Raw genomic sequence first — 24,733 nt, forward strand, 5'->3', positions numbered from 1 at the left:
CCGGATCGTGGCACACCTGACCCAAGAAGGCCGCTCACTGGTGGCGTCGATTGCCGCGCGGCACGGGCTGAGCGAGGCTGCGGTCGAGCATATGCTCTATGCCGTCGCTGCTGGTCACGGCACGCAGGCGCAGTTCAACTGCCCCGAGCTGGGCGGCATGGGGCAATGGTCGCTGGGCGGCATGACCATGGTCGGCGACATGTTCAACAACGGGCTGAAGGCGCGGGTTGACGCGCTGTGTTCCGAGCTGTCGGGGATCGTGCGCGATCATGCGATCTTTGGCGCGCCAACCTCGTCGCAGACGCAGTCGCAGGGCGGGAACTCTGGCACGCCGGGCGTCAGCCTGTATGTGCAGCCTGCCGGGAACGGCTGGCCATCCGAGCTGGGCCAGCCCGCGTCGGTCGGCACACAAAACGACATGCGTTATGCGTGGTTCCCGCAGGCGCGGCGGCTGGCGATTGATGTCGCAGGCACGATGACCGTCTACGATACCGGCGATCACCAGATCAGCGGTTTCGGTCAGGCGCAGAGCGGCGGGCAGAGCCTGTCGTTCAACAGCCAGTACGGCCTGATCGACGTGTCGCAACTGCGCGTAGTCGAGGGTGCGGCGCTCCCTGTTGCTGACCCCGTTGCCGAGCCTCCGCAACAACGCTGGGAGCCGACACCCGCCCCCGCGCAAAACCCCGCGCCGTCGGCGCCGCCCGCTGCTGAACCCATGAGCGACGACCAGATCTTCAGCCGGATCGAGCGTCTGGCGGGCCTGTTCGAAAAGGGCATCCTCACCCAGACCGAATACGAGACGAAAAAGGCCGAACTGCTCGCCCGTCTCTGACCGCGCGGCCTTGCGCTCGGCCCTGCCCGGCGCGACACAGGCACGATGGAAGCCTGGGTTCTCATCACCATCGTCGCCGCCGGGGTGCAGACCCTGCGCTTCATGCTGCAAAAACGTCTCAAGGGGCTGGGCCTGTCGACGGGCGGCGCGACGTTTTCGCGCTTTCTCTTCGCCGGCCCCCTCGCGGTTACGGGCCTGATCGCCCTGATGCTCTGGCACCAAACCGCGCTGCCGCCCCTGTCGGCGCGCTTCTGGGCCTTCGCGGTACTGGGGGGCATGGGGCAGATCATCGCCACCTTCTGCACCGTCTCGCTGTTTTCCGAGCGCAGCTTCGCCGTCGGCATCGCCTTTACCAAGACCGAGACAATCCAGCTGGCCGCGTTTTCCGCGCTGGTGCTGGGCGAAGGTGTCTCGGCCATCGGGTTTGCCGCGATCATCATCGGCACCGCTGGCGTCGTGCTGATCTCGCGCCCGCCACAGGGCTGGCGCAGCGGCAAGGTGCTGAACCGCGCCACGGTTCTGGGTATCGCGGCGGGGGCGCTGTTTGGCCTGTCTGCGCTGGGCTATCGCGGGGCGACGCTGGAAATCGCCAACCCTGACGCGCTGTTCCGCGCCACCGCCGCGCTGGCCATGGTCACCACGTTTCAGGTCGTCGCGATGGGGCTCTGGCTGCGCTGGCGCGAACCGGGCGAAATGGGGCGCGTGCTGGCCACCTGGCGTTCGACCCTGCCGGTCGGTGTGACCGGCGTGCTGGGCAGCCTGGGTTGGTTCACCGCCTTCGCGCTGCAAAACGCCGCCTATGTGCGCAGCGTCGGACAGGTCGAGCTGCTGTTCTCCATCGCCATTTCGGCGCTGGTGTTCCGCGAGCGGCCCAAGGCGGTGGAGCTGGCGGGGATCGCGCTGTTGTCGCTGTCGATCGTGGCGATTGTGCTGCTGGCCTGAAGCTTATTGCGCAGCGTTCTGGGTCCGCATCCGCATGACAAAGTTGCGCAGAATGGCCAGCCCGCTGTCGCGCTCGAACGGGTGATCGGCGGCGGCCAGCACGGACAGCGTGATGATCCGTCCCGCGACCGGCAGGATCGCGCGCCAGTAGGTCTCGTCAAAGGCGCTGGGGTTGCCATTGTCATGGATCAGCAGCCAGATCACGCCATCGGCGAAGTTTGCGGCTTCGACCGTGACGTCCGACGGATCGCCCGAGCGGCTGAGCTGCGCGCGGCCGGGCATGGATTGCAGAAAGGTGGTCAGGCGGCGCAGGCTGTCGGGGTTGCCGTCCGATTCAAGCCCGGTGATCGTGGCACTCAGCACCGGCGAGGCCCGCAGCGTGCTGCGGCAGCGCACCAGCAGCACGAAGGCTTCGATATCGCTCTCGCTGGTCGCCTCGACGTCCACACAGTACCCCGCCGGACCCGTCACCGTCACCGCGTCGCGCAAGACCTGAACGGAACTGGGCCCTGTGGCGGGCAGCAACCCTCGGGTGGCGGCTTGCGTCAGGGGTTCCGTCTCGAAACAGGCGGCCAGCGGCAGCATCAAGGCAATAAGCCCAAGGTGCAGCCACCTGATCATGCCTGAGCCAACCCTCGGACAGAGGTGGTCAGGGGCACGGCAGTGAGAGGGGGGCACTGGGGCATCGGGTCGTCCGGTAAGGAAACATCAGGGATAGTGAATGCTTTGATCTTGGGCAAGTGCGCTGAAAGCCTGAGCGCGGAACGAACACGCATTCTGCCCCGGCTGACCGATGGGGGCACGGCGGCATGTCGCCGCGCCTTATGACGACTCGACACAGCGCCCGTGGCGCGCTATCAGCGTGCCATGATCACATGCTTCGCCTCTGCTGCTCTGCGACGCCGACGCTTTAGCGTCTGATCACCCGTGTCTGCGTGGCCGCTGGCTGCCGGACATGCCCACCCCCGCCTGAACCTGCATTGACTTGGCCCGTTGCCTTCGGCACGAATGGGCCTTCGCTTTTAAGGGTCTTTCCCATGATCACCACCGTTCTGCCCACCTATAACCGCGCGCCCCTGTCTTTTGTGAAGGGCGAAGGCTCTTGGCTCGTTGAAGCGGACGGGCGCCGATTTCTCGATCTGGGGGCAGGCATTGCGGTGAACGCGCTGGGCCATGCCAACCCCGAGCTGGTGGCGACCCTGACCGAGCAGGCGCAGAACCTGTGGCATGTGTCGAACCTCTACACCATCCCGCAGCAACAGGCGCTGGCCGATCTGCTGGTCGATCAAACCTTTGCCGACACGGTGTTTTTCACCAACTCGGGCACCGAGACGCTGGAACTGGCGGTCAAGATGGTGCGCAAGTACTGGTACGATAAAGGCACGCCGCGCGCGACGATCCTGACGTTCGAGGGCGCTTTCCACGGCCGCTCGACCGCCGCGATTGCTGCCGCCGGGTCGGAAAAGATGGTCAAGGGCTTCGGCCCGCTGATGCCCGGGTTCAAACAGCTGCCCTGGGGCGACATGGATGCCTTTGCTGCCGCCATGGACGACACCGTCGCCGCCGTTCTGGTCGAGCCGATTCAGGGCGAGGGCGGCATCCGCCCGCTGTCCGAGGCCGAGCTGCGCATTCTGCGCGAGGCCTGCGACAAGACCGGTGCGCTTCTGGTCTTCGACGAGGTGCAATGCGGCATGGGCCGGACCGGCAAACTTTTCGCCCATGAATGGGCGGGCGTGACGCCGGATGTGATGATGGTCGCCAAGGGCATCGGCGGTGGCTTTCCGCTGGGTGCCGTGCTCGCCACCGAAAGCGCCGCTGCTGGCATGGTCGCGGGCACCCATGGCTCGACCTATGGGGGCAACCCGCTGGCTTGCGCCGTCGGCCTCAAGGTCACGCAGATCGTGTCCGACCCGGCTTTTCTGGCTGAGGTCAACCGCAAGGCGGGCTTGCTGCGCCAGAAGCTCGAAGGCCTCGTCGCCGCCCACCCCGACAGCTTCGAGACCGTGCGCGGTGCCGGGCTGATCCTTGGGATCAAGTGCAAGGCCCCCGCCGGTGACCTCGCCGTCGCTGCGCGCGAGGCCGGGGTGCTGGTGGTTCCGGCTGCCGACAACGTGCTGCGCATCCTGCCGCCGCTCAATATCCCCGATGAAGACATCGCCGAGGCCATGACCCGTCTCGATACCGCCGCAACCGCTTACGAGGGCAAGTAATTCATCTTGCCTCAAATACGCCGGGGGTGAATGGCCGGAACGGCCAGAGGGGGCTGGCCCCCTCACCCCGGCCTCGGAAAGACGCTTAGCATGAACCATTTTCTTGATATCCACACCACTGCCGCCCCCGAATTGCGCGGCATGATCGACAGCGCCGCCTCGATGAAGGCCGCGCGCAAGGGCCGCTTCAAGGCCGAGCCGGATGATGACCAGCCGCTCAAGGGCCGCATGGTCGCGCTGATCTTTGAAAAACCCTCGACCCGGACCCGCGTCAGCTTTGATGTCGGCGTGCGCCAGATGGGCGGGCAGACGATGATCCTGTCGGGCAGCGAAATGCAGCTGGGCCACGGCGAGACCATCGCCGACACGGCCCGCGTCTTGTCGCGCTATGTCGACCTGATCATGCTGCGCACCTTTGACGAATCCGTCATTCAGGAAATGGCCGAATACGCCGATGTCCCGGTGATCAACGGGCTGACCGACCGTACCCACCCCTGCCAGATCATGGCCGATGTCCTGACGTTCGAGGAACATCGCGGGCCGATCAAAGGCAAGAAGGTCGTCTGGGTCGGCGATGGCAACAACGTCTGCGCCAGCTTCCTGCATGCCGCCGGGCAGTTCGGTTTCGATCTGACCTTTTCGGGCCCGCCGCCGCTGGACCCGGAAAACGAATGGGTCCGGTTCGCGCGCGACAAAGGCTCGGACGTGCAGATCGTCCGCGATCCGATAGAGGCCGTGCAGGGCGCGGATCTGGTTGTCGCCGACACCTGGGTGTCGATGCATGACAGCCAGTCGACCAAGGAACGCCGTCACAACCAGCTGCGCCCCTATCAGGTGAACGAGCGCCTGATGGCCGCCGCCAAGCCCGATGCGCTGTTCATGCACTGTCTGCCCGCGCACCGCGAAGACGAAGTGACCAGCGCCGTGATGGACGGCCCGCAATCGGTGATCTGGGACGAGGCCGAGAACCGTCTGCACGCGCAGAAAGCCATCCTGCGCTGGTGTCTGGGCGTCTGATACCCCTTGCGGTTTGTCGCCGGAAAGGGCCTCCTCGCGCCGCGCGCAACAGGAGGCCCACCGTGCTCAATCCGACCCCGTTTTTCATCCATTCCCTCACCGCCCTGTCGGCCATTCTGGCCAAGGCCGAGGACTGGCAGACCGCCAAGACCCTCAAGCCCGAAGTGATCCCCAATCTGCGCCTGACCGCGGATATGCTGCCCTTCTGGCGTCAGATCGCCATCGCCTGCGACCATGCCAAAGGCGCGGGTGCGCGGCTGGCCGGGGTCGATGTGCCGGTCTATGCCGACGCCGAAGGCACCCTCACCGACCTGCGCGCGCGTGTTGCCTCGACGCTCGCGTTCCTGCAATCGCTGCCCGCCGATGCCTTTGACGGTGCCGATGCGCTGACCATCACCGTCAAGGCTGGGCCGCGTGAGCTGAGCTTCCCGGCGGCGCAGTATCTGCACGGTTACGCGGTGCCCAACTTCTATTTCCACATGACCACCGCCTACGCGATCCTGCGCAGCAATGGGCTTGAGATCGGCAAACGCGATTTCCTCGGCGGCTAAGGTTCTCGGACTGGCGGGGCGGTGGATTTGTGATCCGCCCCGCCTTTCGCCCGCGCGGCGACAGGGCTAGGCTTGCACAACTTTTCTCAGCGCAGGCGTCCCATGACCAATCCCCTTCTTTCCGACTGGACAGGCCCGTTCGGCCTGCCGCCCTTCGATGCGATCCGCGACGAAGATTTCGCGCCCGCCTTTGATGTCGCCCTGACCGAAGGCCGCGCCGCTATTGCCGCCATCGCGGGCAACCCCGAACCCGCCACCTTCGCCAACACGATTGAGGCGCTTGAGCAGGCCGATGCCTCGCTCGACAAGGTCGGCGGCGTGTTCTTCAACCTCTCGGGCTCGGACTCCAATCCGGCACGCGAAGCCCTGCAGCGCGATCTCGCACCGAAACTGTCGGCGTACTCCAGCGAGATCACCTCGAACGCCGCGCTTTTCGCCCGTGTCGCCGCCCTGTGGGATGCCCGCGACACGTTGGGTCTGAATGCCGAGCAGACGCGCGTCCTGATGCTTTATCACCGCATGTTCGTCCGCGCGGGTGCCGCGCTGGACGCGGACGGCTCCACGCGCATGGCGGCGGTGAAATCGCGTCTGGCCAGCCTTGGCACGCAGTTCACCCAGAACCTGCTGGCGGATGAACGCGACTGGTTCATGCCGCTGGATGATCTGTCCGGCCTGCCCGATTTCGCCATCGATACCGCCGCCGGGGCGGCCAAGGAACGGGGCCTCGACGGCCATGTCGTCACGCTGAACCGCTCGCTGATCGTGCCCTTCCTGCAATATTCCACCCGCCGCGACCTGCGCGAAAAGGCGTATGAGGCCTGGGTGGCGCGCGGTGCGAACGGTGGCGAGACCGACAACCGCGGCATCGCCGCCGAAACACTGGCCCTGCGCCATGAGCGCGCGACGCTCTTGGGCTACGACAATTTCGCGGCCTACAAGCTTGAGCCGGAAATGGCCGGCTCGCCGGACAAGGTGCGCGACCTGCTGATGCGCGTCTGGGAACCCGCGCGCGCCAAGGCGCTGGACGATGCCGCCGCGATGGAGGCGCAGCTGCACGCCGATGGCTTCACCGGCCCGCTGGAACCCTGGGACTGGCGCTATTACTCGGAAAAGCGCCGCCTTGCGCTGCACGATTTCGACGAAGCCGCGCTCAAGCCGTACCTCTCGCTCGACGCGATGATCGAGGCCGCCTTTGACGTGGCGCACCGCCTCTTCGGCCTGACCTTCACCCCGCTCGACGTGCCGCTCTACCACCCCGACGCCCGCGCCTGGGATGTCACCCGCGATGGCCGCCACATGGCGGTGTTCATCGGCGACTATTTCGCGCGGTCCTCCAAACGCTCGGGCGCGTGGATGTCCACCTTCCGCGATCAGAGCAAGCTGGGCGGCGAAACCCGGCCCGTGGTGGTCAATATCTGCAACTTCGCAAAGGGCGACCCCGCTTTGTTGTCCTGGGACGACGCGCGCACCCTGTTCCACGAATTCGGCCACGCGCTGCATGGCATGCTGACCGACGTTGGTTACAAATTCATTTCCGGCACCTCGGTCGCGCGCGATTTTGTCGAGCTGCCCAGCCAGCTGTTCGAACACTGGCTGGAAGTCCCCGAAGTGATCGAGACCCACGCAAAACACTGGCAAACCGGCGAGCCGATGCCTGCCGAGCTGCGCGAAAAGCTGAAAGGGGCGGCGACCTGGGATCAAGGCTTTGCCACGGTGGAGTTTGTCGCCTCGGCGCTGGTGGATCTTGAGTTCCACGACGGCGCGCCGCCCGCCGATCCGATGCAGAAACAGGCGCAGATCCTCGAATCCATCGGTCTGCCGCACGCGATCCGCATGCGCCACGCCACCCCGCATTTCGCGCATGTCTTCTCGGGCGACGGGTATTCCAGCGGCTATTACAGCTATATGTGGTCCGAAGTGATGGACGCCGATGCGTTTCAGGCTTTCGAGGAAGCGGGCAGCGCCTTCGACCCCGAAACCGCGAAAAAGCTTGAGGATTTCATCCTGTCGGCTGGCGGTTCCGACGATGCCGAAACGCTCTACCTCAAATTCCGCGGCGCGATGCCGGGGGTTGAGGCCTTGCTCAAGGGGCGCGGGCTGGTCGACGCCTGAGCGCTCAGTCCCATCGCGCCTCGTCCGAGGCGCGATCATCTATTGCATGAGCCATGGCGTGGTAGCGCGAGCAACCATGTCTGGTTTGGTAATGCCGGATGATAGCCTCGCGTCGCGACATCGGGACCATGGCGTAGACCGATGCAAAACGCAGTTCGATCTTTGCGCGGCGACGGGTGCGACGGGGCAGAACAAGGCGCGGGATAGGACTGCTGCCGAACAGGCGGCGAAGGAATCGGAACATACGGGCACTCATGCTTATTGCCTCCTATCACCACGCACCGATGGCGATTTTGTGGCATAGTTAACGTGCCTGACGACTCGTCCACGTGGCCCTGTATTCGCGCATCAGGGCCACGCGGCGCGGGCGGAAACTCTCGCCGCCCGGCTCGGCCCGTTCGATCCGGTTGACGTGGAACACGCGGAAATCCATCCGCAGCCGGCACATGGCCAGCAGCATGAAGGTGCGCTCGCTGTAAGAGAGTGACAGCGGCCAGACCTCGCGCTCGGTCAGCTGGTCCTGCATGTCGCGGTAGGTGATGCGCAGGCTGGTTTCGTCCCAGCACGCCTGCCTGAGCAGGCTCAGATCCACACGGACCGGCGGGCGCGGGTCCGGGGGATACCACGCATGCAAGACCGGGTGCATCGCTTGCCGCCCCTGCCGGTCAGGCAGGGTGGCGACGATGCGCGCCACCGCGTTGCGCCCGGCCTCGACCAGTGCCGCGTCGCCCATCTGTGCCAGCCCGCCCATGGCCAGCACCAGCGCCTCGATCTCCAGTCGGGAGAAGCTTTGCGGCGGCAAGGCGGGGTCTTCGGTCAGCGTGTAACCCAACCCCGCCGCCCCGTCGATCAGCGCACCCCCGGCCCTGAGCGTGGCAATGTCGCGGTAGAGCTGGCGCTCGGACACGGCGGTCTCGGCGGCCAGCCGGGCAGCGGTCACCGGCTGCGGCAAGCGGCGCAGCGCATCCATCAGACGCATCAATCGGTCGGTTCTGGCCATGAGACTTCCTGCCGCAAATTGTCAGGAGGCAGACCCTATACCGGGGGCATCCAAAACCAAAGGACGAACCCATGACGACTCTGTTCCATGCGTATCACACCCGCTCGTCGGCACTTGTCACGCTGGTCAATGAACTCGGTGCCCAGATCGAAATCCGCGACGTGAGCATCCCGCGGCTGGATGGCAAAGGCGGCCGTGACCCGGCCAACCCGCATCCCGAAGGCAAGGTGCCCTATCTGACCGATGGTGCCGAGAGCCTGCACGAGCGGGGCGCGATCATGCTCTATCTGACCGACAAATTCCCCAAAGCCGGGATGGGGCCCCTGGCAGGCGAGGCCGGGCGCGGGGCGTATCTGTCGTGGCTGTCGTATTACCAAGGGGTGATGGAGCCGGTCATTCTGCTGAAAATGTCGGGCCTGTCGCATCCCTACTTCGACGCAGCTCTGCGCGATTTCGATACAATGATGGCGCGGTTGACCGAGGTGCTCAAGCAAGGGCCGTGGCTGCTGGGCGAGCGTTATTCAGCGGCGGATATCCTGTGTTCGTCACCTTTTGGCTGGCTGCCGTCGCTTCTGGAGGGCTATCCGACCATTCACGCGTGGGTGGAACGGTGTAATGCGCGGCCTGCTGCCGCTGCCGCCATGGCGCGGGATGCCGAGCAGGCGGCACGCGCAGCCTGACCATTGGTCAAGCCTCGGAAACAACCACAACTCAGGCGTGCATCGCCTGAGTTTCAGCCGTCGAACCCGTGCACCGGGCGAAGCGCCTAAGGTGTTGATCTTTGATTTTGCTGCGTTATCCCTTTTGTTAGCGGAGGCTAACAATGCAGCGTCGAACGATCCACGTCTATGCCCACTACCTGCGGTCCTTTCGGCGCATCCTTACCACGGCCGAGGATTTCTGCGCCCAGACAGGGCGCGCGCCCGAAGAGATCATGAACGCCCGGCTGGCCCCGCACATGCAACCACTCTGCCTGCACGTGCAACTGGCCAGCGATTTTGCCACCGACAGTCTGGACGAGCTCGTCGGCCGCCCGCCGCGCAAGCTGGCGCATAGCGAAACCGATTTTGCCGGGCTGGGGCAACGGCTGGACAAGGCCTGTGTCTACTTGACCAGCTTTCAGCCAGAGGAATTCGATTTCGTCGGCAACCAGCGTATTGCGGTGACGGTGCCCAGCGGGCCGATGACGGTGTCAGGCAACTCGTTCATGGAACTGTTCGCCAAACCACAGTTCTTTTTTCACATGACCATGGCCTATGCGATCCTGCGCCAGATCGGTGTCCCGCTGGCGGAAACCGATTTCATGCAGCCTTGAGCTTCAGCCGCGTGCGATCCGGCCAGACCCCGGTCCGACCGGATCAAGATGAATGATCACCTCGGCGCCCGGCACTGTCTCTTCCAGTTTGTGCTCCAGCGCGTCGGCGACGGCGTGGGCGTCGTTCAGCGATTGGCGGCCGTCCAGTTCGACATGCATCGAGATAAACGTCTTCGACCCGGCCATGCGCGTTTTCAGATCGTGGTGTCCGGTCAGCCCCGGCCAGTCGGCGGCGATGGCGTTGATCTTGTCCAGCACCTCAGGCGCGGCGGCGTGGTCCATCAGCGCATCCCATGCCCCGCGCCCGATCGACAACCCGCTGCGCGCCAGCCAGAGCGCGGCCATCAGCGCGATCACCGAATCGACGCGCGGCAGTTCCCACCACGACGAGGCCGCCAGCGCGATCAACACGCCCGAGGTGGGCAAGAGGTCGCCCAGATAGTGCAGCGAGTCGGCGGCAACGACGCGGTTGCCGGTGGCCTTGGCGACATACCGCTGCCACAGCACCAACGCGCCGGTCATCACCACGGCAACAATCATCACCACGATCCCGGCGGTTTCGGACTTCACCGGCGCGGCATCCACCGCCCAAAGCCGTGACGCCGCCACCGAGCCGATCACCGCCGCTGACAAGAGCACCAGCGCCGATTGCACCAGTGCCACCAGATCTTCGGCAGAGGAATGGCCAAAGGCGTGATCCTCATCCGGCGGGCGGGCGGCATAGGAGATCGCCGCCAGCGCACCGACGGACATCATCACGTCCAGCGCGTTATCCGCCAGCGAGGCCGCGACCGACAGCGCGCCGGTCTCGATCAGCGCCCATAGTTTGAGCGCGACCAGCGTCACGGCCACCACGACCGAGGCAATCCCGGCGGACACGTTCAGCGTATGATTTCGATTGCTCATCTCTCGGCCCTCTCGAGTCGCTGTTGGCCGTTTGGGGGCGATATAGACCTGCGGATTGGTCGGGGCAACACGGGTGGGGGGTTGCTCAGTTCCTTGTGTCCCCGCATGCTCAGCATAGGACAAAATGGACGTTGGCATGCCCGAAATCACCACGCTTTTGACCTATCTCGCCGTGTTGACCGGTTTTGTGTTTTTCCCCGGCCCGTCGATCCTGCTGACACTGGCGCGGGCCTCGACCTCGGGCACCCGCGTCGGGGTGGCGACCAGTCTGGGGATTGCGCTGGGGGACGTGGTGCACACGGTTTTGGCGGTGGTAGGGATCTCGGCGGTGCTGATGGCTTCGGCACAGGCGTTCTGGGTGATCAAGATGCTGGGCGCGGGCTATCTGATCTGGATCGGGCTGCGCAGCCTGCTGGAAAAGCCCGATACCGGCCTGACCCGCGCCCGCCCGATCACCGCGCGCCAAGCCCTGCGGCAAGCCATGCTGGCCGAGGCGCTGAACCCCAAATCCGCGCTGTTCTTTCTGGCCTTCCTGCCGCAGTTCGTCGACCCCGCGCGCGGCACCGTGGTGCTGCAACTCACGGTGCTGGGCCTGCTGTTCATCCTCATGGGCACGCTGGCGACGATGATCGTCGCGCTGGCGGCGGGGCAGGTGTCGGCGTTCCTGCGCGGCAACCCGGCAATCCAGCGCTGGCAGGGCAAGGTCGTCGGCACCGTCTATTGCGCGCTGGGCCTGCGGCTGGCGCTGCAAGAGCGGTGATGGGCCCCGGCATGTTACAATTCGTAAGGATTGCGAAAAACTGCGGCAATGTTCCGCCGCCACCACTCTAGGCAACGCGCGGGGGGAACCGGGAGGAGACGGGCCCCCTCGCGCCATGGGAGGAGACAGACGGTGACCACAACCGCAACGCAACGTGCCCCTGAGGGCGCGCTGGCCTCGGTGCCGGCGCTTTTGGCGCGCAATGCCGTCCAATACGCCAATTCCACCGCTTACCGGGAAAAGGAATTCGGTATCTGGCAGTCTTGGACCTGGAAACAGGTTGCCGCCGAGGTCGAGGCGATGGCGCTGGGCTTTCTGGCGCTGGGCATGCAGCGCGGTGATTACGTCGCGATCATCGGGCGCAATCGCCCGGCGCTTTATTGGTCGATGGTCGCCGCGCAGCGCGTCGGCGCGATTCCGGTGGCGCTGTATCAGGACGCGGTGGCCGAAGAGATGGCCTATGTGCTGGAACATTGCGGCGCGCGCTTTGCGATCTGTGGCGATCAAGAGCAGGTCGACAAGGTGATCGAGGTGCAGGAAACGGTGCAGGGCATCGAGCAGATCCTGTATCTGGACAAGCGCGGCATGCGCAAATACGACCACGCCAAGATGAACTGGCTGATGGACGCGCAAACCGAAGGTCGCGCCGCGCGCAGCCGGCTGGAAGCCGAACTGACCAAGCGCACCGCCGAGCTGACCTACGACAGCACCTGCATCATGCTTTATACCTCGGGCACCACCGGCAAGCCCAAGGGCGTCGTGCTGTCGAACCGCAACATCATCGAATCCGCCAAGGCTTCGGCCGCGTTCGACAGCCTGACCTTCCGGGACGAGATCGTCGCCTATCTGCCGATGGCATGGGTCGGGGATTACATCTTTTCCGTGGGCCAAGCCTATTGGGTGGGGTTCTGCGTGAACTGCCCGGAAAGTGCGACGACGCTGATGTCGGACCTGCGCGAGATCGGGCCGACCTATTTCTTCTCACCGCCGCGGATCTTCGAGACCATGCTCACCACGGTGATGATCCGCATGGAGGACGCCAGCAAGACCAAGAAGGGCCTGTTCGACCGCTATATGGCGCTGGCGCGGCGGGTTGGCGGGGCGATTCTGGACGGCAAGCCGGTCAGCGCCGCCGACCGCATGAACTATCGTCTGGGCGAGGTGCTGGTCTACGGCCCGCTCAAGAACACGCTGGGCCTGACGAATATCCGCGTCGCCTATACTGCCGGTGAGGCAATCGGGCCGGAGATCTTCGATTTCTACCGCTCGCTGGGCATCAACCTGAAACAGCTCTACGGCCAGACCGAGGCGTCGGTGTTCATCACCCAGCAGCCGGACGGCGAGGTCCGTTCGGATACCGTGGGCGTTCCCAGCCCCGGCGTTGAGGTCAAGATCGCCGACAGTGGCGAGGTCTTCTACCGCTCGCCCGGCACGTTCGTCGAGTATTACAAAAACCCCGAATCCACCGCCTCGACCAAGGATGCCGAGGGTTGGGTCGCCACCGGGGACGCCGGGTTCTTCGAGGAAGGCACCGGGCATCTGCGCATCATCGACCGGGCCAAGGACGTAGGCAAGATGGCCGATGGCCGCCTGTTCGCGCCCAAATATGTTGAGAACAAGCTCAAGTTCTTCCCCAATATCCTCGAGGCGGTGGTCTTCGGCAATGGCCGCGACCGCTGCGTCGCCTTCGTCAACATCGACCTTGCCGCTGTCGGCAACTGGGCCGAGCGCAACAACATCGGCTATTCCAGCTATCAGGAACTTGCCGGGCACCCGCAGGTGCTGGACACGATCCAGAGCCATATCGAAGAGGTCAACGCTTCGGTCGCGCAAGACCCGATGCTGTCGGGCTGCCAGATCCACCGCTTTCTGGTGCTGCACAAGGAACTCGACGCCGATGACGGCGAGATGACCCGCACCCGCAAGGTCCGCCGCGCCATCGTCGCCGACAAGTTCGCCGACCTGATCGACGGGCTTTATGCCGGGGCCGACACCATCGCGACCGAAACGGCGGTCAGCTACGAGGACGGGCGCAAGGGCGTGCTGAAAGCAACCCTGTCGCTGCGCGACGCCAAGGTGTTCGATACCGCCGAAGCGCAGCGGATGGCGGCGGAATAAGGGGCAGGGACATGCTGGACACGCAACAAGACGGCTATCTCACCGCCGACGGTCGCCAGATCGGCCCCGTGGTGCTGGAACTCAAGAACATCACCCTGCGCTTTGGAGGCGTCGAGGCGATCAAGGACATCTCTTTCGACATCCGCACCGGCGAGGTCCGGGCGATCATCGGGCCGAACGGCGCGGGCAAGTCGTCGATGATGAACGTCATCTCGGGGTTCTATAACCCGCAAGAGGGCGACGTGATCTACAAGGGCTACAAGCGGGCAAAGATGGCCCCCTATCAGGTGGCCCGCACCGGCATCGCGCGGACCTTCCAGAACATCGCGCTGTTCGAGGGCATGTCGGTTCTCGACAACATCATGACCGGGCGCATGAACCTGATGAAAACCGGGTTCCTCAGTCAGGCGCTGTGGTGGGGCCGTGCCGCGCGCGAGGAAGACGAGCACCGCGCAGCGGTCGAGCGGATCATCGACTTTCTGGAAATCCAGCACATCCGCAAAACCCCGGTCTCGCGCTTGCCTTACGGGCTGAAAAAGCGCGTGGAACTGGCCCGCGCGCTGGCCGCCGAGCCGCAGATCCTGCTGCTGGACGAACCGATGGCGGGCATGAACGTCGAGGAAAAAGAGGACATGAGCCGCTTCATCCTGGATGTGAACGACGAATTCGGCACCACGATCGTGCTGATCGAGCATGACATGGGCGTGGTCATGGACCTCAGCGACCGCGTGGTGGTGATGGATTACGGCAAGAAGATCGGCGACGGCACACCCGACGAGGTGCGGGGCAATCAGGCCGTCATCGACGCATATCTGGGGGTGACGCATGACTGACGCTGTGAATTTCGGGGGCAACGGCCATGTCTGATACCGTCCTTTTCGCGCTGGAAGCCGCGGTCAACGGCTTTACCGTCGGCATCATGTATTCGCTGGTGGCGCTGGGCTTTGTGTTGATCTTCAAGGCGTCGGGCATCTTCAACTTTGCGCAAGGCGTGATGGCACTGTTCGCGGCGCTGACGCTGGTCGGCTTTCAGAACGGGCAGGTGCCCTTCGCGCCCTTGATCAACGCAGTCTTCGGCACCTCGGTGCATGACTTCGGGTTCAACATGCCCAGCCTGCTGGCGATCCCGGCAACGGTGGTGGTGATGGTCGGCATGGCCTGGCTGATCGAGCGGCTGGTGCTGAAGCATCTGGTCAATCAGGAGCCGATCATCCTGTTCATGGCGACCATCGGTCTGGCCTTCTTTCTTGAGGGGCTGGGCGACATCATGTGGGGCGCCGAGGTCAAGCGGCTCGACGTCGGCATCCCGCAGGGCATGTCGGGCGCGGTGGATGACTTCACCTATAACTGGCTTGGCTATGGCTTCTATCTGGACACGCTGAACCTGTGGGCGCTGGTGATCGCCGGGGTGATGGTGACGGCGCTGGTGATCTTTTCGCAATACACCAAGCAGGGCCGCGCGCTGCGCGCGGTGGCCGATGACCACCAGGCCGCGCTGTCGGTCGGTATCTCGCTGCGCTTCATCTGGGTGCTGACGTGGTCGATTGCCGGGATCGTTGCGCTGGTCGCCGGGATCATGTGGGGCTCGAAATCGGGCGTGCAGTTCTCGCTGTCGCTGATCGCCCTCAAGGCGCTGCCGGTGCTCATTCTGGGCGGGTTCACCTCGATCCCCGGGGCGATCGTCGGCGGGTTGCTGATCGGTGTCGGCGAAAAGCTGTTCGACTTCTTCATGCAGCCGGTCATCGGCGGCGCGACGGAAAACTGGTTCGCCTATATGCTCGCCCTCGTGTTCCTGCTGTTTCGTCCGCAGGGCCTGTTCGGCGAAAAGATCATCGAGAGGGTCTGACACATGCTTTACCGTGAAGCGGGCGATTTCAAAACGTCCTACGCCAGCGACAACCAGACCTTTCCCATCCGGTTTGACCGCGTTGCCTATTGGGTCGTGATGGCCTTCGCCTTTCTGGTGCTGCCCCTGATCATGGGCGATTACTGGGCGAATTCGGTCGTCGTGCCCTTCCTGATCTATGTGATCGCGGCGCTGGGGCTGAACATCCTGATCGGCTATACCGGCCTTCTGTCGCTGGGAACGGCGGCTTTCATGGCGGTCGGTGCCTATGCCACCTTCAAGCTGACCACCGCGTTTCCGGGCATGCCGATTTACATCGTGTTCCTGCTCTCGGGGTTGATCACCTCGGCGGTTGGTGTGCTGTTTGGCCTGCCGTCGCTCAAGATCAAGGGCTTCTATCTGGCCGTTGCCACGCTGGCCGCACAGTTCTTCCTGATCTGGCTGTTCACGCGGGTTGGCTGGTTCTTCAACTACTCGAGCACCGGGCAGATCTCGATGCCGGAACGCTCGATGTTCGGCGTGCTGATCACCGGGGCTTCGGCCAGTTCGACGGCGGTCTATTTCACCTGCCTGATCTTCGTGGTCGGCATGGCATGGCTGGCGCGCAACCTGACGCGTGGCACGGTGGGGCGCAGCTGGATGGCGATCCGTGACATGGATATCGCCGCCGAGATCATCGGGGTGAACCCGCTGATCGCCAAGCTGAGCGCCTTTGCGGTGTCGTCGTTCTTTGTCGGCGTGGCGGGGGCCCTGACCTTCGCCGTGTATCTGGGCGCGGCCGAGGCCGGGGAAGCCTTCGGCATCAACAAGAGCTTTCTGGTGCTGTTCATGGTGATCATTGGTGGGCTAGGCTCGATCCTGGGGTCGTTCCTGGGCGCGGCCTTTCTGGTGGTGTTGCCGGTGATCCTGAAACTGCTCTTGGTCGATACACTGGGCTGGCCTGCCGATCTGGCGCGGCACCTTGAGGTCATGATCATCGGCGCGCTGATCATCATCGTTCTGATCGCCGAGCCGCACGGCATTGCCGCCCTGTGGCGCACGATCAAAGACAAACTACGCCTATGGCCCTTCCCGCATTGAGGAGTGCGGGACGGACCCAAGACCTGAACAATCATCGACTGGGAGGAGAACCAATGAAGATGACCAAACTTGCCGCGGTACTTGCGGCGACCCTGGTGGCAGCTCCGGCTGTCGCGCAGGATCTGCATTTCCCGATGCTCAACTATCGCACCGGGCCTTTCGCACCGGGCGGCATTCCCTTCGCCGATGGCTATCAGGATTATCTGACCCTGATCAACCAGCGCGACGGTGGTATCGGCGGCCTGCCGATCCGTACCTCGGAATGCGAAACCGCTTATAACACCGAGCGCGGCGTGGAATGCTACGAATCGATCCGCGGTGACAACCCGCTGATCGTCCAGCCGCTGTCGACCGGCATCACCTATCAGCTGATCCCGCGGGTCACCGCCGATGGCGTGCCGCTGCACACGATGGGATATGGCCGGACCTCGGCCATGGAAGGCGAAACCTTCCCTTGGGTGTTCAACTATCCGGCCAACTACTGGGACGGGGCCTCGGTCGCCATCAACCATCTGCTGGCGCAGAACGGGGATTCGCTGGACGGAAAGAAGATCGTTCTGGTCTATCACAACTCGGCCTACGGTCGTGAGCCGATCCCGACCCTGCAAAGCCTGTCCGAGCGTTATGGCTTTGAACTGGTCGAGATCCCCGTCGACTCGCCGGGTCAGGAGCAGTCCAGCCAATGGCTGCAGATCCGTCGTGAGCGTCCGGATTACGTGCTGATGTGGGGCTGGGGCGTGATGAACGCTGTCGCCATTCAGGAAGCCGCCAACATCCGCTTCCCGATGGAGAACTTCATCGGCATCTGGTGGTCGGGGTCGGAAAACGACGTGATTCCGGTTGGCGCAGGCGCTGATGGGTATACCGCTCTGACCTTCCATGGCGTCGGGCGCAACTATCCGCTCTATGACGACATCCAGACCTATGTCGTGGATCGCGGGATGGCTGCCGGTAACGGCGACCAGATCGGTTCGGCTGTCTATTCGCGTGGTCTCTACGCGGCGATGCTGGCTGTCGAAGCGGCACGCACGGCGCAAGAGCTGGCCGGTCATGCCCAGATCACCCCTGCCGAAATGCGCACCGGCATGGAGCATCTGTCGATCACCGAAGAGCGTCTCACCGAGCTGGGCCTGCCGAACTTCTCGGCGCCCTTCGATGTGAGCTGCCAGAACCACGGTGGTTCGGGCGCAGCGATGATGCAGCAATGGGATGCGGACACGCAGACCTGGAGCCTGATCACCGACTGGATCGACGCCGACCGTGAGCTGATCGGTGAACTGGCGACTGCGGATGCTGCGGCCTATGCGGCGGAGAACAGCATCACGCCGGGCTGCCTGTAAGCCAAGACCGGCGGGCGCGCTCATGCGCGCCCGCCACCCCTGCTCCATGCCCTTTTGACGGAACGCACACCATGTTCGATCACAGCACCGAGTCCGAGACGCTTCTCGAAGTCAACAATATCGAGGTGATCTACAACCACGTGATTCTGGTGCTCAAGGGCGTCAGCCTGAACGTCCCCAAGGGCGCGATCACCGCGCTGCTGGGCGGCAACGGGGCGGGCAAGTCGACGACGCTGAAATCCATTTCCGGCCTGCTGAAATCCGAACGCGGCGAGATCACCAAAGGGTCGATCCTGTACCGCGGTCAAAGCCTTGCCGGGCGCGACCCGTCCGAACTGGTGCAGTCCGGCGTCATTCAGGTGATGGAAGGCCGTCACTGTTTCGAACACCTGACCGTTGAGGAAAACCTGCTGACCGGCAGCTACACCCGCAAAGAGGGGCGGGGCGCCATCGCAGCGGATCTTGAGATGGTCTATGAATATTTCCCGCGCCTGAAGACCCGGCGCAAAAGTCAGGCAGGCTATACCTCGGGCGGTGAACAGCAGATGGTCGCCATCGGCCGCGCGATGATGGCCCGGCCCGAAACGATTCTGCTGGATGAGCCGTCCATGGGACTGGCCCCGCAGTTGGTCGAGCAGATCTTCGAGATCGTCAAACGCCTGAACGAAGAGCAGGGCGTGACCTTCCTGCTGGCCGAGCAGAACACCAACGTTGCCCTGCGCTATGCCCACACCGGCTATATTCTTGAAAACGGGCGCGTCGTGATGGACGGCACGGCCAAGGCCCTGCGCGAAAACCCGGATGTGGCCGAGTTCTATCTGGGCATGTCCGACAAGGGCCGCAAAAGTTTCCGCGACGTGCGCAGCTATCGCCGCCGCAAGCGTTGGCTGGCATGAGCCAAGCCCTTCGCCCCTCTATCCTCCGCCGTTCCGGCAACAGGGAGCGGGTAGCCCCGCGAAACACATGACCAAGACCTTCGATCCGCTCGAAACCCGCTCCGCCGACCAGCGCGCCGCCGATCTGGCCCGCGATCTGCCGGCGCTGATCGCCCGCGCGCAGACCACCGCAGGCATGGGGCAGACGCTGGCCGGGGTTGATGCCAGCGCGATCACCACGATCGAGTCGCTCGCCTCCCTGCCGGTCCTGCGCAAATCCGCGCTGGTCGCCGCGCAAGCCAGCGCCGCGCCTTTTGGCGGCTTTGCCGCGCTCAAGACCGCCGAGTTCGACCACATCTTCCAGTCCCCCGGCCCGATCTATGAGCCGGGGCGCGCCACCGCCGACTGGTGGCGTCTGGGCCGGTTCCTGGCCGCCTCGGGCATCGGGCGCGGCGATATCGTGCAGAACTGCTTCTCGTATCATCTGGTCCCGGCGGGCATGATGTTCGAGAACGGCGCGCGCGCTGTCGGTGCCGCCGTGCTGCCTGCCGGCACAGGCCAGACCGAGCTGCAGGTCCGCGCCGCCCGCGACATCGGCACGACGGCCTATGCCGGAACGCCCGATTTTCTGAAGATCATTCTGGATAAAGCCGACGAGATGGGCGAGCGCCTGTCGATCACCAAAGCCGTTGTCGGCGGCGGTGCGCTGTTCCCCAGCCTGCGCCAGTTCTATGCCGACCGCGGCATCACCTGCCGCCAATGCTATGCCACCGCCGATCTGGGCAACGTCGCCTATGAGACCGACGCGATGGAGGGCATGATCATCGGCGACGGTGTCGTGGTCGAGATCGTCCGTCCCGGCACCGGCGATCCCGTGCCGCATGGTGAGGTGGGTGAGGTCGTCGTGACCACGCTCAACGCCGATTACCCGCTGGTGCGCTTCGCCACCGGCGATCTGAGCGCCATCATGCCCGGTCTCAGCCCCTGCGGGCGCACCAATCTGCGCATCAAGGGCTGGATGGGCCGCGCCGATCAGACGACCAAGATCAAGGGGATGTTCGTGCGCCCCGAGCAGGTCGCCGATTTCGTCAGCCACCACGATGAGGTTGCCCGCGCCCGCGTCATCGCCACCCGCGAGGGCGAAAAGGATGTGATGACGGTGCGGATTGAAACCAGAGCGTCCAATCCCGCGTTGTATGAGACGACATTGATGAATACGCTGAAATTGCGGGGCAAGGTTGAGCTCGTACCGCCCGGGACCCTGCCCAATGACGGCAAGGTGATCGAGGATCTGCGGTCCTACGAGTAACCTGAAAGCCTCCGCTCTTAAGGGAGGTTTTTTGATGAAAACCCGTTTTTCCACCGCTGTCGCGGTTCTGTGGACCCTGACCTTGCCTGCACAGGCGACCACAGGGGCCGTTTTGATTGTGGCCAACGAAGACTACCAGTCGATCCGCGATGCACGCGGGGCTGCAGGCATCGTGCAGGCCGAACGCAATTTTGACGCGGCGGGCTTTAGCGTCGATATCGCGACGGACCTGTCCGCCAATGCCCTGCGCGCCGCCCTGTCGAACCTGTCGCAGCAGCTGCGCTCGGGCGCGGATGAGCGCGTGGTGATCGCCTATGCGGGCTATACCGTCAGCTCGCCTCAGGGCGTCTGGTTGATGGGCACCGAAGCGCGCGCCCCGGACTTTGCCACGATTGAAGGCTTCGGCGTGCGGCTGGAAACACTGCTGGCGCTGGCCGGGCAGGTGCAGGGCGGCGCCGTGATCGCGCTGGCGGATTACGGCTTTCCCGAAAACGCGCGTGACGGGTTCCGCGGTGGGTTGCCGCCCGGCATCACCGTGCCGCAAGGCGTGACGCTGGTGCGGGGGCCTGCGCGTGAGATCAACGGTTTCCTGCGCGATCTCAGCGCGCCCGGCACCAACATCGGCACCGCCGTTGCGGGCTATTCCAACCTGGTGCTCGAGGGCTTCAACCCGCCCCATCTCAGCTTTCTGCCCGCCGATCACGCGGCGGCGCCTCCCGTTGACCGCTCGGGTGCGGACCGGACCGCCTGGGCACTCGCTGCTGATGCCAACACGGTCGAGGGCTATGACGCCTATCTCGCTGACTGGCCGAACGGGCTTTACGCCCAGCAGGCCACCAGCGCCCGTCAGAGCCTGCTGAACACGCCCGAGCGGATCGAGCAGGCGCTGGGCCTGACCCGCGACGAGCGGCGCGCGATCCAGCGCGATCTGACCATTCTTAATTTCGACCCGCGCGGCATTGACGGCATCTTTGGCCGGGGCACCCGTGCGGCGGTTTCGGCGTGGCAGGGGGCGAACCGCTTTGCGCAGACCAGCTTCCTGACCCGCGACCAGATCTTTGAGCTGGCGCAGCAAGGCGCGCGCCGCGCCGCTCAGCTCGAGGAAGAGGCCCGCGCCCGCGCCGCCGAGCAGGAGCGGCAAGACCGCGCGTACTGGCGCGATACGGGCTCGGGCACCGATGAAGTGGGTATGCGCGCCTATCTGGAACGCTTCCCCGACGGCGTCTTCTCCAACATCGCGCAGGAGCGGCTGGACCGGATCGAGGCTGACCGCCGCGCAGCCGCGCAGGCGCGCGACCGGGCGGCCTGGGATCAGGCGGCGCAGGCGGATACGCGCGACAGCTATCAGCGCTATCTGAACGACTTCCCGCGCGGGGCGTTCGCCGAACAGGCGCGGGGCCGCATCGAGGAGCTTCGCCGCCCGAACCGGCCCGACGCCGATCTGGCCGCCGCCGAGGCCGAGGAAGCGGCGATGAGCCTGCCGCAGTTCACGCGGGTGATCATCGAGCAACGTCTGTCGCGGCTGGGGCTGGAACCGGGGGCGGAGGACGGCAATTTCGACCGCGAAACCCGCCGCGCCATCCGGCGCTATCAACGCCGGGCGGACCTGCCGGTGACGGGTTTCCTGACCCAGCCGATCGTCGCCCGGTTGCTGGCCGACGGGGTGCTGGATATCTTGCGGTGAGGGCGTGTCCCACGATGGGACGTTTGAGCTGATTGAGGTATTCCAAAGGGTTGGTGGGGAGCGTTAACCTTTTGGAAGGGGTCTGCGGGGTGGGGTGAAACCCCACCCTACGGGCACGCGCCCCTCAGCAGACGCCGTCCTGCGCTTTATAGGCTGTCAGGTTCTTGTCGCTCTCATGGGCAAAACGGGTGGCGCTGACCGTCAGGCTTTGCATCCGGTCGAGGCGGAAATTGCGAAAAGCCCCGCGCTGTTCGCACCATGCCGCCAGCAGCCAGACCGGGCTGCAGAAGATCAGGGCCAGCGGACGCAGCGTGCGTGACGTCTCATGCCCGGCCTCGTCGGTATAGCGGATGTCGATCTTGCGCTGTGCCCTGATGCTCTCGCGCAGATCCGAGAAGCTGATCGTCCACGGCAGCGCGGGCTGATCGGGGATCGAGTAGGTGGTGATCTGCTCCAGCTCTCCCTGAAGAATCGCCGGGAGCACTGCCTGAATCTTGGCAAAGGCGCTCTCGGCCTTGTCGGCAAGGCGTTGGTCGGTCCAGTGGCGCACCATGCTGATGCCCAGACCGAGGGCTTCAAGCTCGTCGGCGTCGAAGGTTACGGGGGGCAGGTAATACTGTTTGTCGATCAGATAGCCGACGCCCGCTTCGCCACTGATCGGCGCACCCGAGCCGATCAGATCCTGAATGTCGCGGTAGACCGTGCGGGTGCAGATCTCGAATTCGTCGGCGATCTGCCGGGCGGTGACCGCCCGGCGGCGACCGCGCAGGAAATGGACGATCTTGATCAGTCTGTCTGCGCGCCGCATCCGCCGCTCTCCTTGCTCTGGGTGCGTTTGGGCTACCCGCAGTCTGCTGACACCATGCTGTCAGGAGTGGTTCCTTAGGGCTGATGCTGCGCTGTCCGGCCGGGCGGCGACATCAGAATGAGGAGAGACTAGCGATGAAACGAACTGCCGTTAATCCATGGCCGTGGTCGCTGCGCGTCGGTTACCATCAGGGCGAGATCATTGAGGCCGTCACCCGGCAGTTGATCTGTGCGGGGCAGACCTCGGTCGATGCTGAGGGCGTGCCGCAGCATCCGTCGGACATGCGCCAACAGGTCGCGCTGGCGCTGGACAATCTTGAGGCAGTGCTGAGGGCTGCGGGGATGGGGTTGGGCGACGTTACCCGTCTGGTGATCTATGCCACCGATGTTGACGCAGCGATGAGTCATTTTGACATTCTGGGCGCCCGATTCGGGCCGACAGGGAACGCACCACCGATGACTCTGCTGGGGGTGTCGCGGCTGGCGATGCCGGAGCTGATGATCGAGATCGAGGCGAGCGCTGCCGATTGAGCGCGCGTAGGGTGGGGTTTAACCCCACCTTACCCGACGCCACGCAGCCACTGCGCCCAAAGAAAAAGGCCGTGCAGCGATGCTGCACGGCCTTTGACTGTCCCTCGGTATACCGAGTGGCGGTCGGGTTAGCCCTGACGCGCCTTGAATTTCTTCTGGGTCTTGTTGATCACGTACACGCGGCCTTTGCGGCGCACGACCTGGCAATCACGGTGGCGCTGCTTGAGCGAGCGCAGCGAATTTCTGACCTTCATCGGCCTTCTCCTCTTCGCGGCGCCGGGCGCCTTGAAACTGTTACGTCCCTTGCGGGGCGTGGTGATCACACCTGCCTCCGGCATGGAGGCGATGGTGGGCACGACAAGGTTCGAACTTGTGACCCCTACGATGTCAACGTAGTGCTCTACCGCTGAGCTACGCGCCCTGACTGTGGTCCCTCAAAACTGCGAGACCGCGTCAATGGAGCGGTCTATAAAAGGACTCGCAGGCATGTTCAAGGGCTTTCCGCAGCACATTTTTCACCTCTATAGTCGCGGGCAAGGAGCCAAGCATTGCCGATCCCGTTCACACTGATCCAGCCCGATACGATCACCTCGCCTGTGGTCTTTGCCTCGCCCCATTCCGGGCGCGATTATCCGCCTGATTTTCTGGTGATGGCCCGGGTCGAGGCGCAGGTGCTGCGCTCGTCCGAGGATGCGTTTGTGGATGTTTTATTGCAGGACGCGCCCCGATTCGGCGCGTCTGTGTTAACCACGGATGTGCCGCGCGCCTATGTCGATTTCAACCGGGCTGCGGATGAGCTGGACCCGGCGCTGATCGACGGCGCGCCGCGGGCGGGGCTGAACCCGCGGATCGCCTCGGGGTTGGGGGTGCTGGCGCGGGTGGTGGCGAACGGGCGGGAAATTTACCGCGGCAAGCTGCCGATGGCCGAGGCCGAGCGGCGAATCCGCCGTTACTGGACGCCGTATCACGGCGCGTTGGCGCGGGTGTTGCAGCAACAGGTCGACCGATTCGGGCGGGTGCTGCTGTGCGACATGCATTCCATGCCCCATGAGGCGCTGACCGGGCATGTGTTGCGCGGGGGCGTGCGGCCCGATGTGGTGCTGGGCGACCGCTGGGGCTCGTCCGCCGGGCGCGAGGTTGTCGCGGCGGTCGAGGAGATCCTGCGCGGCGCCGGGTTTGTGGTGGCGCGCAACGCGCCCTTCGCTGGGGCCTATATCGCGCAGCGGTATGGCCAGCCGTCGCAGGGCATCCACGCCTTGCAGATCGAGATCGACCGCGCGCTCTATCTGGATGAGGCGCGGGTCGAGCCCTTGCCGGGATTCGAAGACTTCCGCGTGGTGATGCGCGGGGTGATCGAGAAGCTGGCCGCGCTGGATCTGGGGCAGGGTGGGGCGTCGCTGGATCTTGCCGCCGAGTAACCGCCTATTCTTTGGGTTTTGAGACAAGTGTTTCGCCCTAAATCGCAAACCCAGAGCCGTGATGTGGCGCTAGACTGGGC

24 protein-coding genes and 1 tRNA gene are annotated in these 24,733 nt (G+C 64.5%); 19 read left to right on the top strand and 6 right to left on the bottom strand.

Annotated elements, in window-relative coordinates:
• Positions 1-7: 7 nt before the first annotated feature.
• On the top strand, positions 8-832 hold the full coding sequence (locus OKW52_RS04790; protein ID WP_264504697.1) for an SHOCT domain-containing protein: 825 nt from the start codon (positions 8-10) through the stop codon (positions 830-832).
• A 45-nt stretch (positions 833-877) separates the two neighbouring features.
• The gene (locus OKW52_RS04795; RefSeq protein WP_264504698.1) at positions 878-1,774 is read left to right on the top strand and encodes a DMT family transporter; all 897 of its coding nucleotides are present in this window, start codon (positions 878-880) and stop codon (positions 1,772-1,774) included.
• Positions 1,775-1,777: 3 nt separating this feature from the next.
• On the opposite strand, the gene OKW52_RS04800 is transcribed toward OKW52_RS04795, so the two are convergent.
• Entirely contained in the window at positions 1,778-2,395 is a 618-nt protein-coding gene (locus tag OKW52_RS04800) for a hypothetical protein (protein ID WP_264504699.1), read from the bottom strand.
• A gap of 416 nt (positions 2,396-2,811) precedes the next feature.
• Between OKW52_RS04800 and OKW52_RS04805 the strand changes: the two genes are divergently transcribed.
• From OKW52_RS04805 to OKW52_RS04820, 4 genes are all read left to right on the top strand, one after another.
• A complete protein-coding gene (locus OKW52_RS04805) occupies positions 2,812-3,984 on the top strand; it encodes an aspartate aminotransferase family protein (protein ID WP_264504700.1) in 1,173 nt (390 codons plus the stop codon).
• A 90-nt stretch (positions 3,985-4,074) separates the two neighbouring features.
• Complete coding sequence (gene argF, locus OKW52_RS04810) at positions 4,075-5,001, top strand: ornithine carbamoyltransferase (RefSeq protein ID WP_264504701.1); 927 nt, start codon at positions 4,075-4,077, stop codon at positions 4,999-5,001.
• 62 nt (positions 5,002-5,063) lie between these two features.
• The gene (locus OKW52_RS04815) at positions 5,064-5,552 is read left to right on the top strand and encodes a DUF1993 domain-containing protein (RefSeq protein WP_264504702.1); all 489 of its coding nucleotides are present in this window, start codon (positions 5,064-5,066) and stop codon (positions 5,550-5,552) included.
• Between the two features lie 102 nt (positions 5,553-5,654).
• Positions 5,655-7,664 (top strand): M3 family metallopeptidase, encoded by a 2,010-nt coding sequence (locus tag OKW52_RS04820; RefSeq protein ID WP_264504703.1) that lies wholly within the window; start codon positions 5,655-5,657, stop codon positions 7,662-7,664.
• A gap of 304 nt (positions 7,665-7,968) precedes the next feature.
• Here OKW52_RS04820 and OKW52_RS04825 read toward each other — a convergent pair whose 3' ends face one another.
• A complete protein-coding gene (locus OKW52_RS04825) occupies positions 7,969-8,664 on the bottom strand; it encodes a helix-turn-helix transcriptional regulator (protein WP_264504704.1) in 696 nt (231 codons plus the stop codon).
• Between the two features lie 71 nt (positions 8,665-8,735).
• Here OKW52_RS04825 and OKW52_RS04830 point away from each other — a divergent pair, with 71 nt between their 5' ends.
• Positions 8,736-9,344, top strand: coding sequence for a glutathione S-transferase family protein (locus OKW52_RS04830; RefSeq protein WP_264504705.1), 609 nt, complete (start codon positions 8,736-8,738; stop codon positions 9,342-9,344).
• Between the two features lie 143 nt (positions 9,345-9,487).
• Complete coding sequence (locus tag OKW52_RS04835) at positions 9,488-9,979, top strand: DUF1993 domain-containing protein (RefSeq protein WP_264504706.1); 492 nt, start codon at positions 9,488-9,490, stop codon at positions 9,977-9,979.
• A 3-nt stretch (positions 9,980-9,982) separates the two neighbouring features.
• Here OKW52_RS04835 and OKW52_RS04840 read toward each other — a convergent pair whose 3' ends face one another.
• Positions 9,983-10,885: a cation diffusion facilitator family transporter gene (locus tag OKW52_RS04840; RefSeq protein ID WP_264504707.1), complete on the bottom strand. Its 903-nt coding sequence runs from the start codon at positions 10,883-10,885 to the stop codon at positions 9,983-9,985.
• A gap of 136 nt (positions 10,886-11,021) precedes the next feature.
• Here OKW52_RS04840 and OKW52_RS04845 point away from each other — a divergent pair, with 136 nt between their 5' ends.
• The 9 genes from OKW52_RS04845 to OKW52_RS04885 all read left to right on the top strand — a co-directional run bounded on the left by OKW52_RS04845 (position 11,022) and on the right by OKW52_RS04885 (position 21,897).
• The gene (locus OKW52_RS04845; protein ID WP_264504708.1) at positions 11,022-11,645 is read left to right on the top strand and encodes a LysE family translocator; all 624 of its coding nucleotides are present in this window, start codon (positions 11,022-11,024) and stop codon (positions 11,643-11,645) included.
• A 132-nt stretch (positions 11,646-11,777) separates the two neighbouring features.
• Positions 11,778-13,763 carry an AMP-binding protein gene (locus OKW52_RS04850; protein ID WP_264504709.1) on the top strand — a complete coding sequence of 662 codons (1,986 nt, stop codon included), beginning with the start codon at positions 11,778-11,780 and terminating at the stop codon, positions 13,761-13,763.
• Between the two features lie 11 nt (positions 13,764-13,774).
• On the top strand, positions 13,775-14,596 hold the full coding sequence (locus OKW52_RS04855) for an ABC transporter ATP-binding protein (protein WP_264504710.1): 822 nt from the start codon (positions 13,775-13,777) through the stop codon (positions 14,594-14,596).
• A 26-nt stretch (positions 14,597-14,622) separates the two neighbouring features.
• Positions 14,623-15,609 (top strand): branched-chain amino acid ABC transporter permease, encoded by a 987-nt coding sequence (locus OKW52_RS04860; protein ID WP_264504711.1) that lies wholly within the window; start codon positions 14,623-14,625, stop codon positions 15,607-15,609.
• A 3-nt stretch (positions 15,610-15,612) separates the two neighbouring features.
• A complete protein-coding gene (locus tag OKW52_RS04865) occupies positions 15,613-16,689 on the top strand; it encodes a branched-chain amino acid ABC transporter permease (RefSeq protein WP_264504712.1) in 1,077 nt (358 codons plus the stop codon).
• Between the two features lie 53 nt (positions 16,690-16,742).
• Positions 16,743-18,029, top strand: a complete 1,287-nt coding sequence (locus OKW52_RS04870) for an ABC transporter substrate-binding protein (RefSeq protein WP_264504713.1) — start codon at positions 16,743-16,745, stop codon at positions 18,027-18,029.
• Between the two features lie 71 nt (positions 18,030-18,100).
• Positions 18,101-18,925 carry an ABC transporter ATP-binding protein gene (locus OKW52_RS04875; protein ID WP_264504714.1) on the top strand — a complete coding sequence of 275 codons (825 nt, stop codon included), beginning with the start codon at positions 18,101-18,103 and terminating at the stop codon, positions 18,923-18,925.
• A 67-nt stretch (positions 18,926-18,992) separates the two neighbouring features.
• A complete protein-coding gene (locus OKW52_RS04880) occupies positions 18,993-20,213 on the top strand; it encodes a phenylacetate--CoA ligase family protein (protein WP_264504715.1) in 1,221 nt (406 codons plus the stop codon).
• A gap of 34 nt (positions 20,214-20,247) precedes the next feature.
• Positions 20,248-21,897, top strand: coding sequence for a peptidoglycan-binding protein (locus OKW52_RS04885; RefSeq protein ID WP_264504716.1), 1,650 nt, complete (start codon positions 20,248-20,250; stop codon positions 21,895-21,897).
• A 124-nt stretch (positions 21,898-22,021) separates the two neighbouring features.
• Here OKW52_RS04885 and OKW52_RS04890 read toward each other — a convergent pair whose 3' ends face one another.
• Positions 22,022-22,705 carry a helix-turn-helix transcriptional regulator gene (locus OKW52_RS04890; RefSeq protein WP_264504717.1) on the bottom strand — a complete coding sequence of 228 codons (684 nt, stop codon included), beginning with the start codon at positions 22,703-22,705 and terminating at the stop codon, positions 22,022-22,024.
• A gap of 134 nt (positions 22,706-22,839) precedes the next feature.
• On the opposite strand from OKW52_RS04890, the gene OKW52_RS04895 reads away from it, so the two are divergent.
• Entirely contained in the window at positions 22,840-23,235 is a 396-nt protein-coding gene (locus OKW52_RS04895) for a RidA family protein (protein ID WP_264504718.1), read from the top strand.
• Positions 23,236-23,363: 128 nt separating this feature from the next.
• Here OKW52_RS04895 and ykgO read toward each other — a convergent pair whose 3' ends face one another.
• The gene (gene ykgO / locus OKW52_RS04900; RefSeq protein ID WP_127109111.1) at positions 23,364-23,489 is read right to left on the bottom strand and encodes a type B 50S ribosomal protein L36; all 126 of its coding nucleotides are present in this window, start codon (positions 23,487-23,489) and stop codon (positions 23,364-23,366) included.
• A 92-nt stretch (positions 23,490-23,581) separates the two neighbouring features.
• Positions 23,582-23,656: transfer RNA gene (locus OKW52_RS04905), tRNA-Val, on the bottom strand.
• A 127-nt stretch (positions 23,657-23,783) separates the two neighbouring features.
• Between OKW52_RS04905 and OKW52_RS04910 the strand changes: the two genes are divergently transcribed.
• Entirely contained in the window at positions 23,784-24,653 is an 870-nt protein-coding gene (locus OKW52_RS04910) for an N-formylglutamate amidohydrolase (RefSeq protein WP_264504719.1), read from the top strand.
• Positions 24,654-24,733: the final 80 nt, after the last annotated feature.

It is taken from the genome of Pararhodobacter zhoushanensis, assembly GCF_025949695.1.
Classification (GTDB): Bacteria; Pseudomonadota; Alphaproteobacteria; order Rhodobacterales; family Rhodobacteraceae; genus Pararhodobacter; species Pararhodobacter zhoushanensis_A.

Excerpts from the sequence above, each read along its gene's own strand:
- OKW52_RS04795 (WP_264504698.1), top strand. The coding sequence starts at position 878 with ATGGAAGCCTGGGTTCTCATCACCATCGTCGCCGCCGGGGTGCAGACC.
- OKW52_RS04800 (WP_264504699.1), bottom strand. The coding sequence starts at position 2,395 with ATGATCAGGTGGCTGCACCTTGGGCTTATTGCCTTGATGCTGCCGCTG.
- OKW52_RS04805 (WP_264504700.1), top strand. The coding sequence starts at position 2,812 with ATGATCACCACCGTTCTGCCCACCTATAACCGCGCGCCCCTGTCTTTT.
- argF (WP_264504701.1), top strand. The coding sequence starts at position 4,075 with ATGAACCATTTTCTTGATATCCACACCACTGCCGCCCCCGAATTGCGC.
- OKW52_RS04820 (WP_264504703.1), top strand. The coding sequence starts at position 5,655 with ATGACCAATCCCCTTCTTTCCGACTGGACAGGCCCGTTCGGCCTGCCG.
- OKW52_RS04825 (WP_264504704.1), bottom strand. The coding sequence starts at position 8,664 with ATGGCCAGAACCGACCGATTGATGCGTCTGATGGATGCGCTGCGCCGC.
- OKW52_RS04830 (WP_264504705.1), top strand. The coding sequence starts at position 8,736 with ATGACGACTCTGTTCCATGCGTATCACACCCGCTCGTCGGCACTTGTC.
- OKW52_RS04835 (WP_264504706.1), top strand. The coding sequence starts at position 9,488 with ATGCAGCGTCGAACGATCCACGTCTATGCCCACTACCTGCGGTCCTTT.
- OKW52_RS04840 (WP_264504707.1), bottom strand. The coding sequence starts at position 10,885 with ATGAGCAATCGAAATCATACGCTGAACGTGTCCGCCGGGATTGCCTCG.
- OKW52_RS04845 (WP_264504708.1), top strand. The coding sequence starts at position 11,022 with ATGCCCGAAATCACCACGCTTTTGACCTATCTCGCCGTGTTGACCGGT.
- OKW52_RS04855 (WP_264504710.1), top strand. The coding sequence starts at position 13,775 with ATGCTGGACACGCAACAAGACGGCTATCTCACCGCCGACGGTCGCCAG.
- OKW52_RS04860 (WP_264504711.1), top strand. The coding sequence starts at position 14,623 with ATGTCTGATACCGTCCTTTTCGCGCTGGAAGCCGCGGTCAACGGCTTT.
- OKW52_RS04865 (WP_264504712.1), top strand. The coding sequence starts at position 15,613 with ATGCTTTACCGTGAAGCGGGCGATTTCAAAACGTCCTACGCCAGCGAC.
- OKW52_RS04870 (WP_264504713.1), top strand. The coding sequence starts at position 16,743 with ATGAAGATGACCAAACTTGCCGCGGTACTTGCGGCGACCCTGGTGGCA.
- OKW52_RS04875 (WP_264504714.1), top strand. The coding sequence starts at position 18,101 with ATGTTCGATCACAGCACCGAGTCCGAGACGCTTCTCGAAGTCAACAAT.
- OKW52_RS04880 (WP_264504715.1), top strand. The coding sequence starts at position 18,993 with ATGACCAAGACCTTCGATCCGCTCGAAACCCGCTCCGCCGACCAGCGC.
- OKW52_RS04885 (WP_264504716.1), top strand. The coding sequence starts at position 20,248 with ATGAAAACCCGTTTTTCCACCGCTGTCGCGGTTCTGTGGACCCTGACC.
- OKW52_RS04890 (WP_264504717.1), bottom strand. The coding sequence starts at position 22,705 with ATGCGGCGCGCAGACAGACTGATCAAGATCGTCCATTTCCTGCGCGGT.
- OKW52_RS04895 (WP_264504718.1), top strand. The coding sequence starts at position 22,840 with ATGAAACGAACTGCCGTTAATCCATGGCCGTGGTCGCTGCGCGTCGGT.
- ykgO (WP_127109111.1), bottom strand. The coding sequence starts at position 23,489 with ATGAAGGTCAGAAATTCGCTGCGCTCGCTCAAGCAGCGCCACCGTGAT.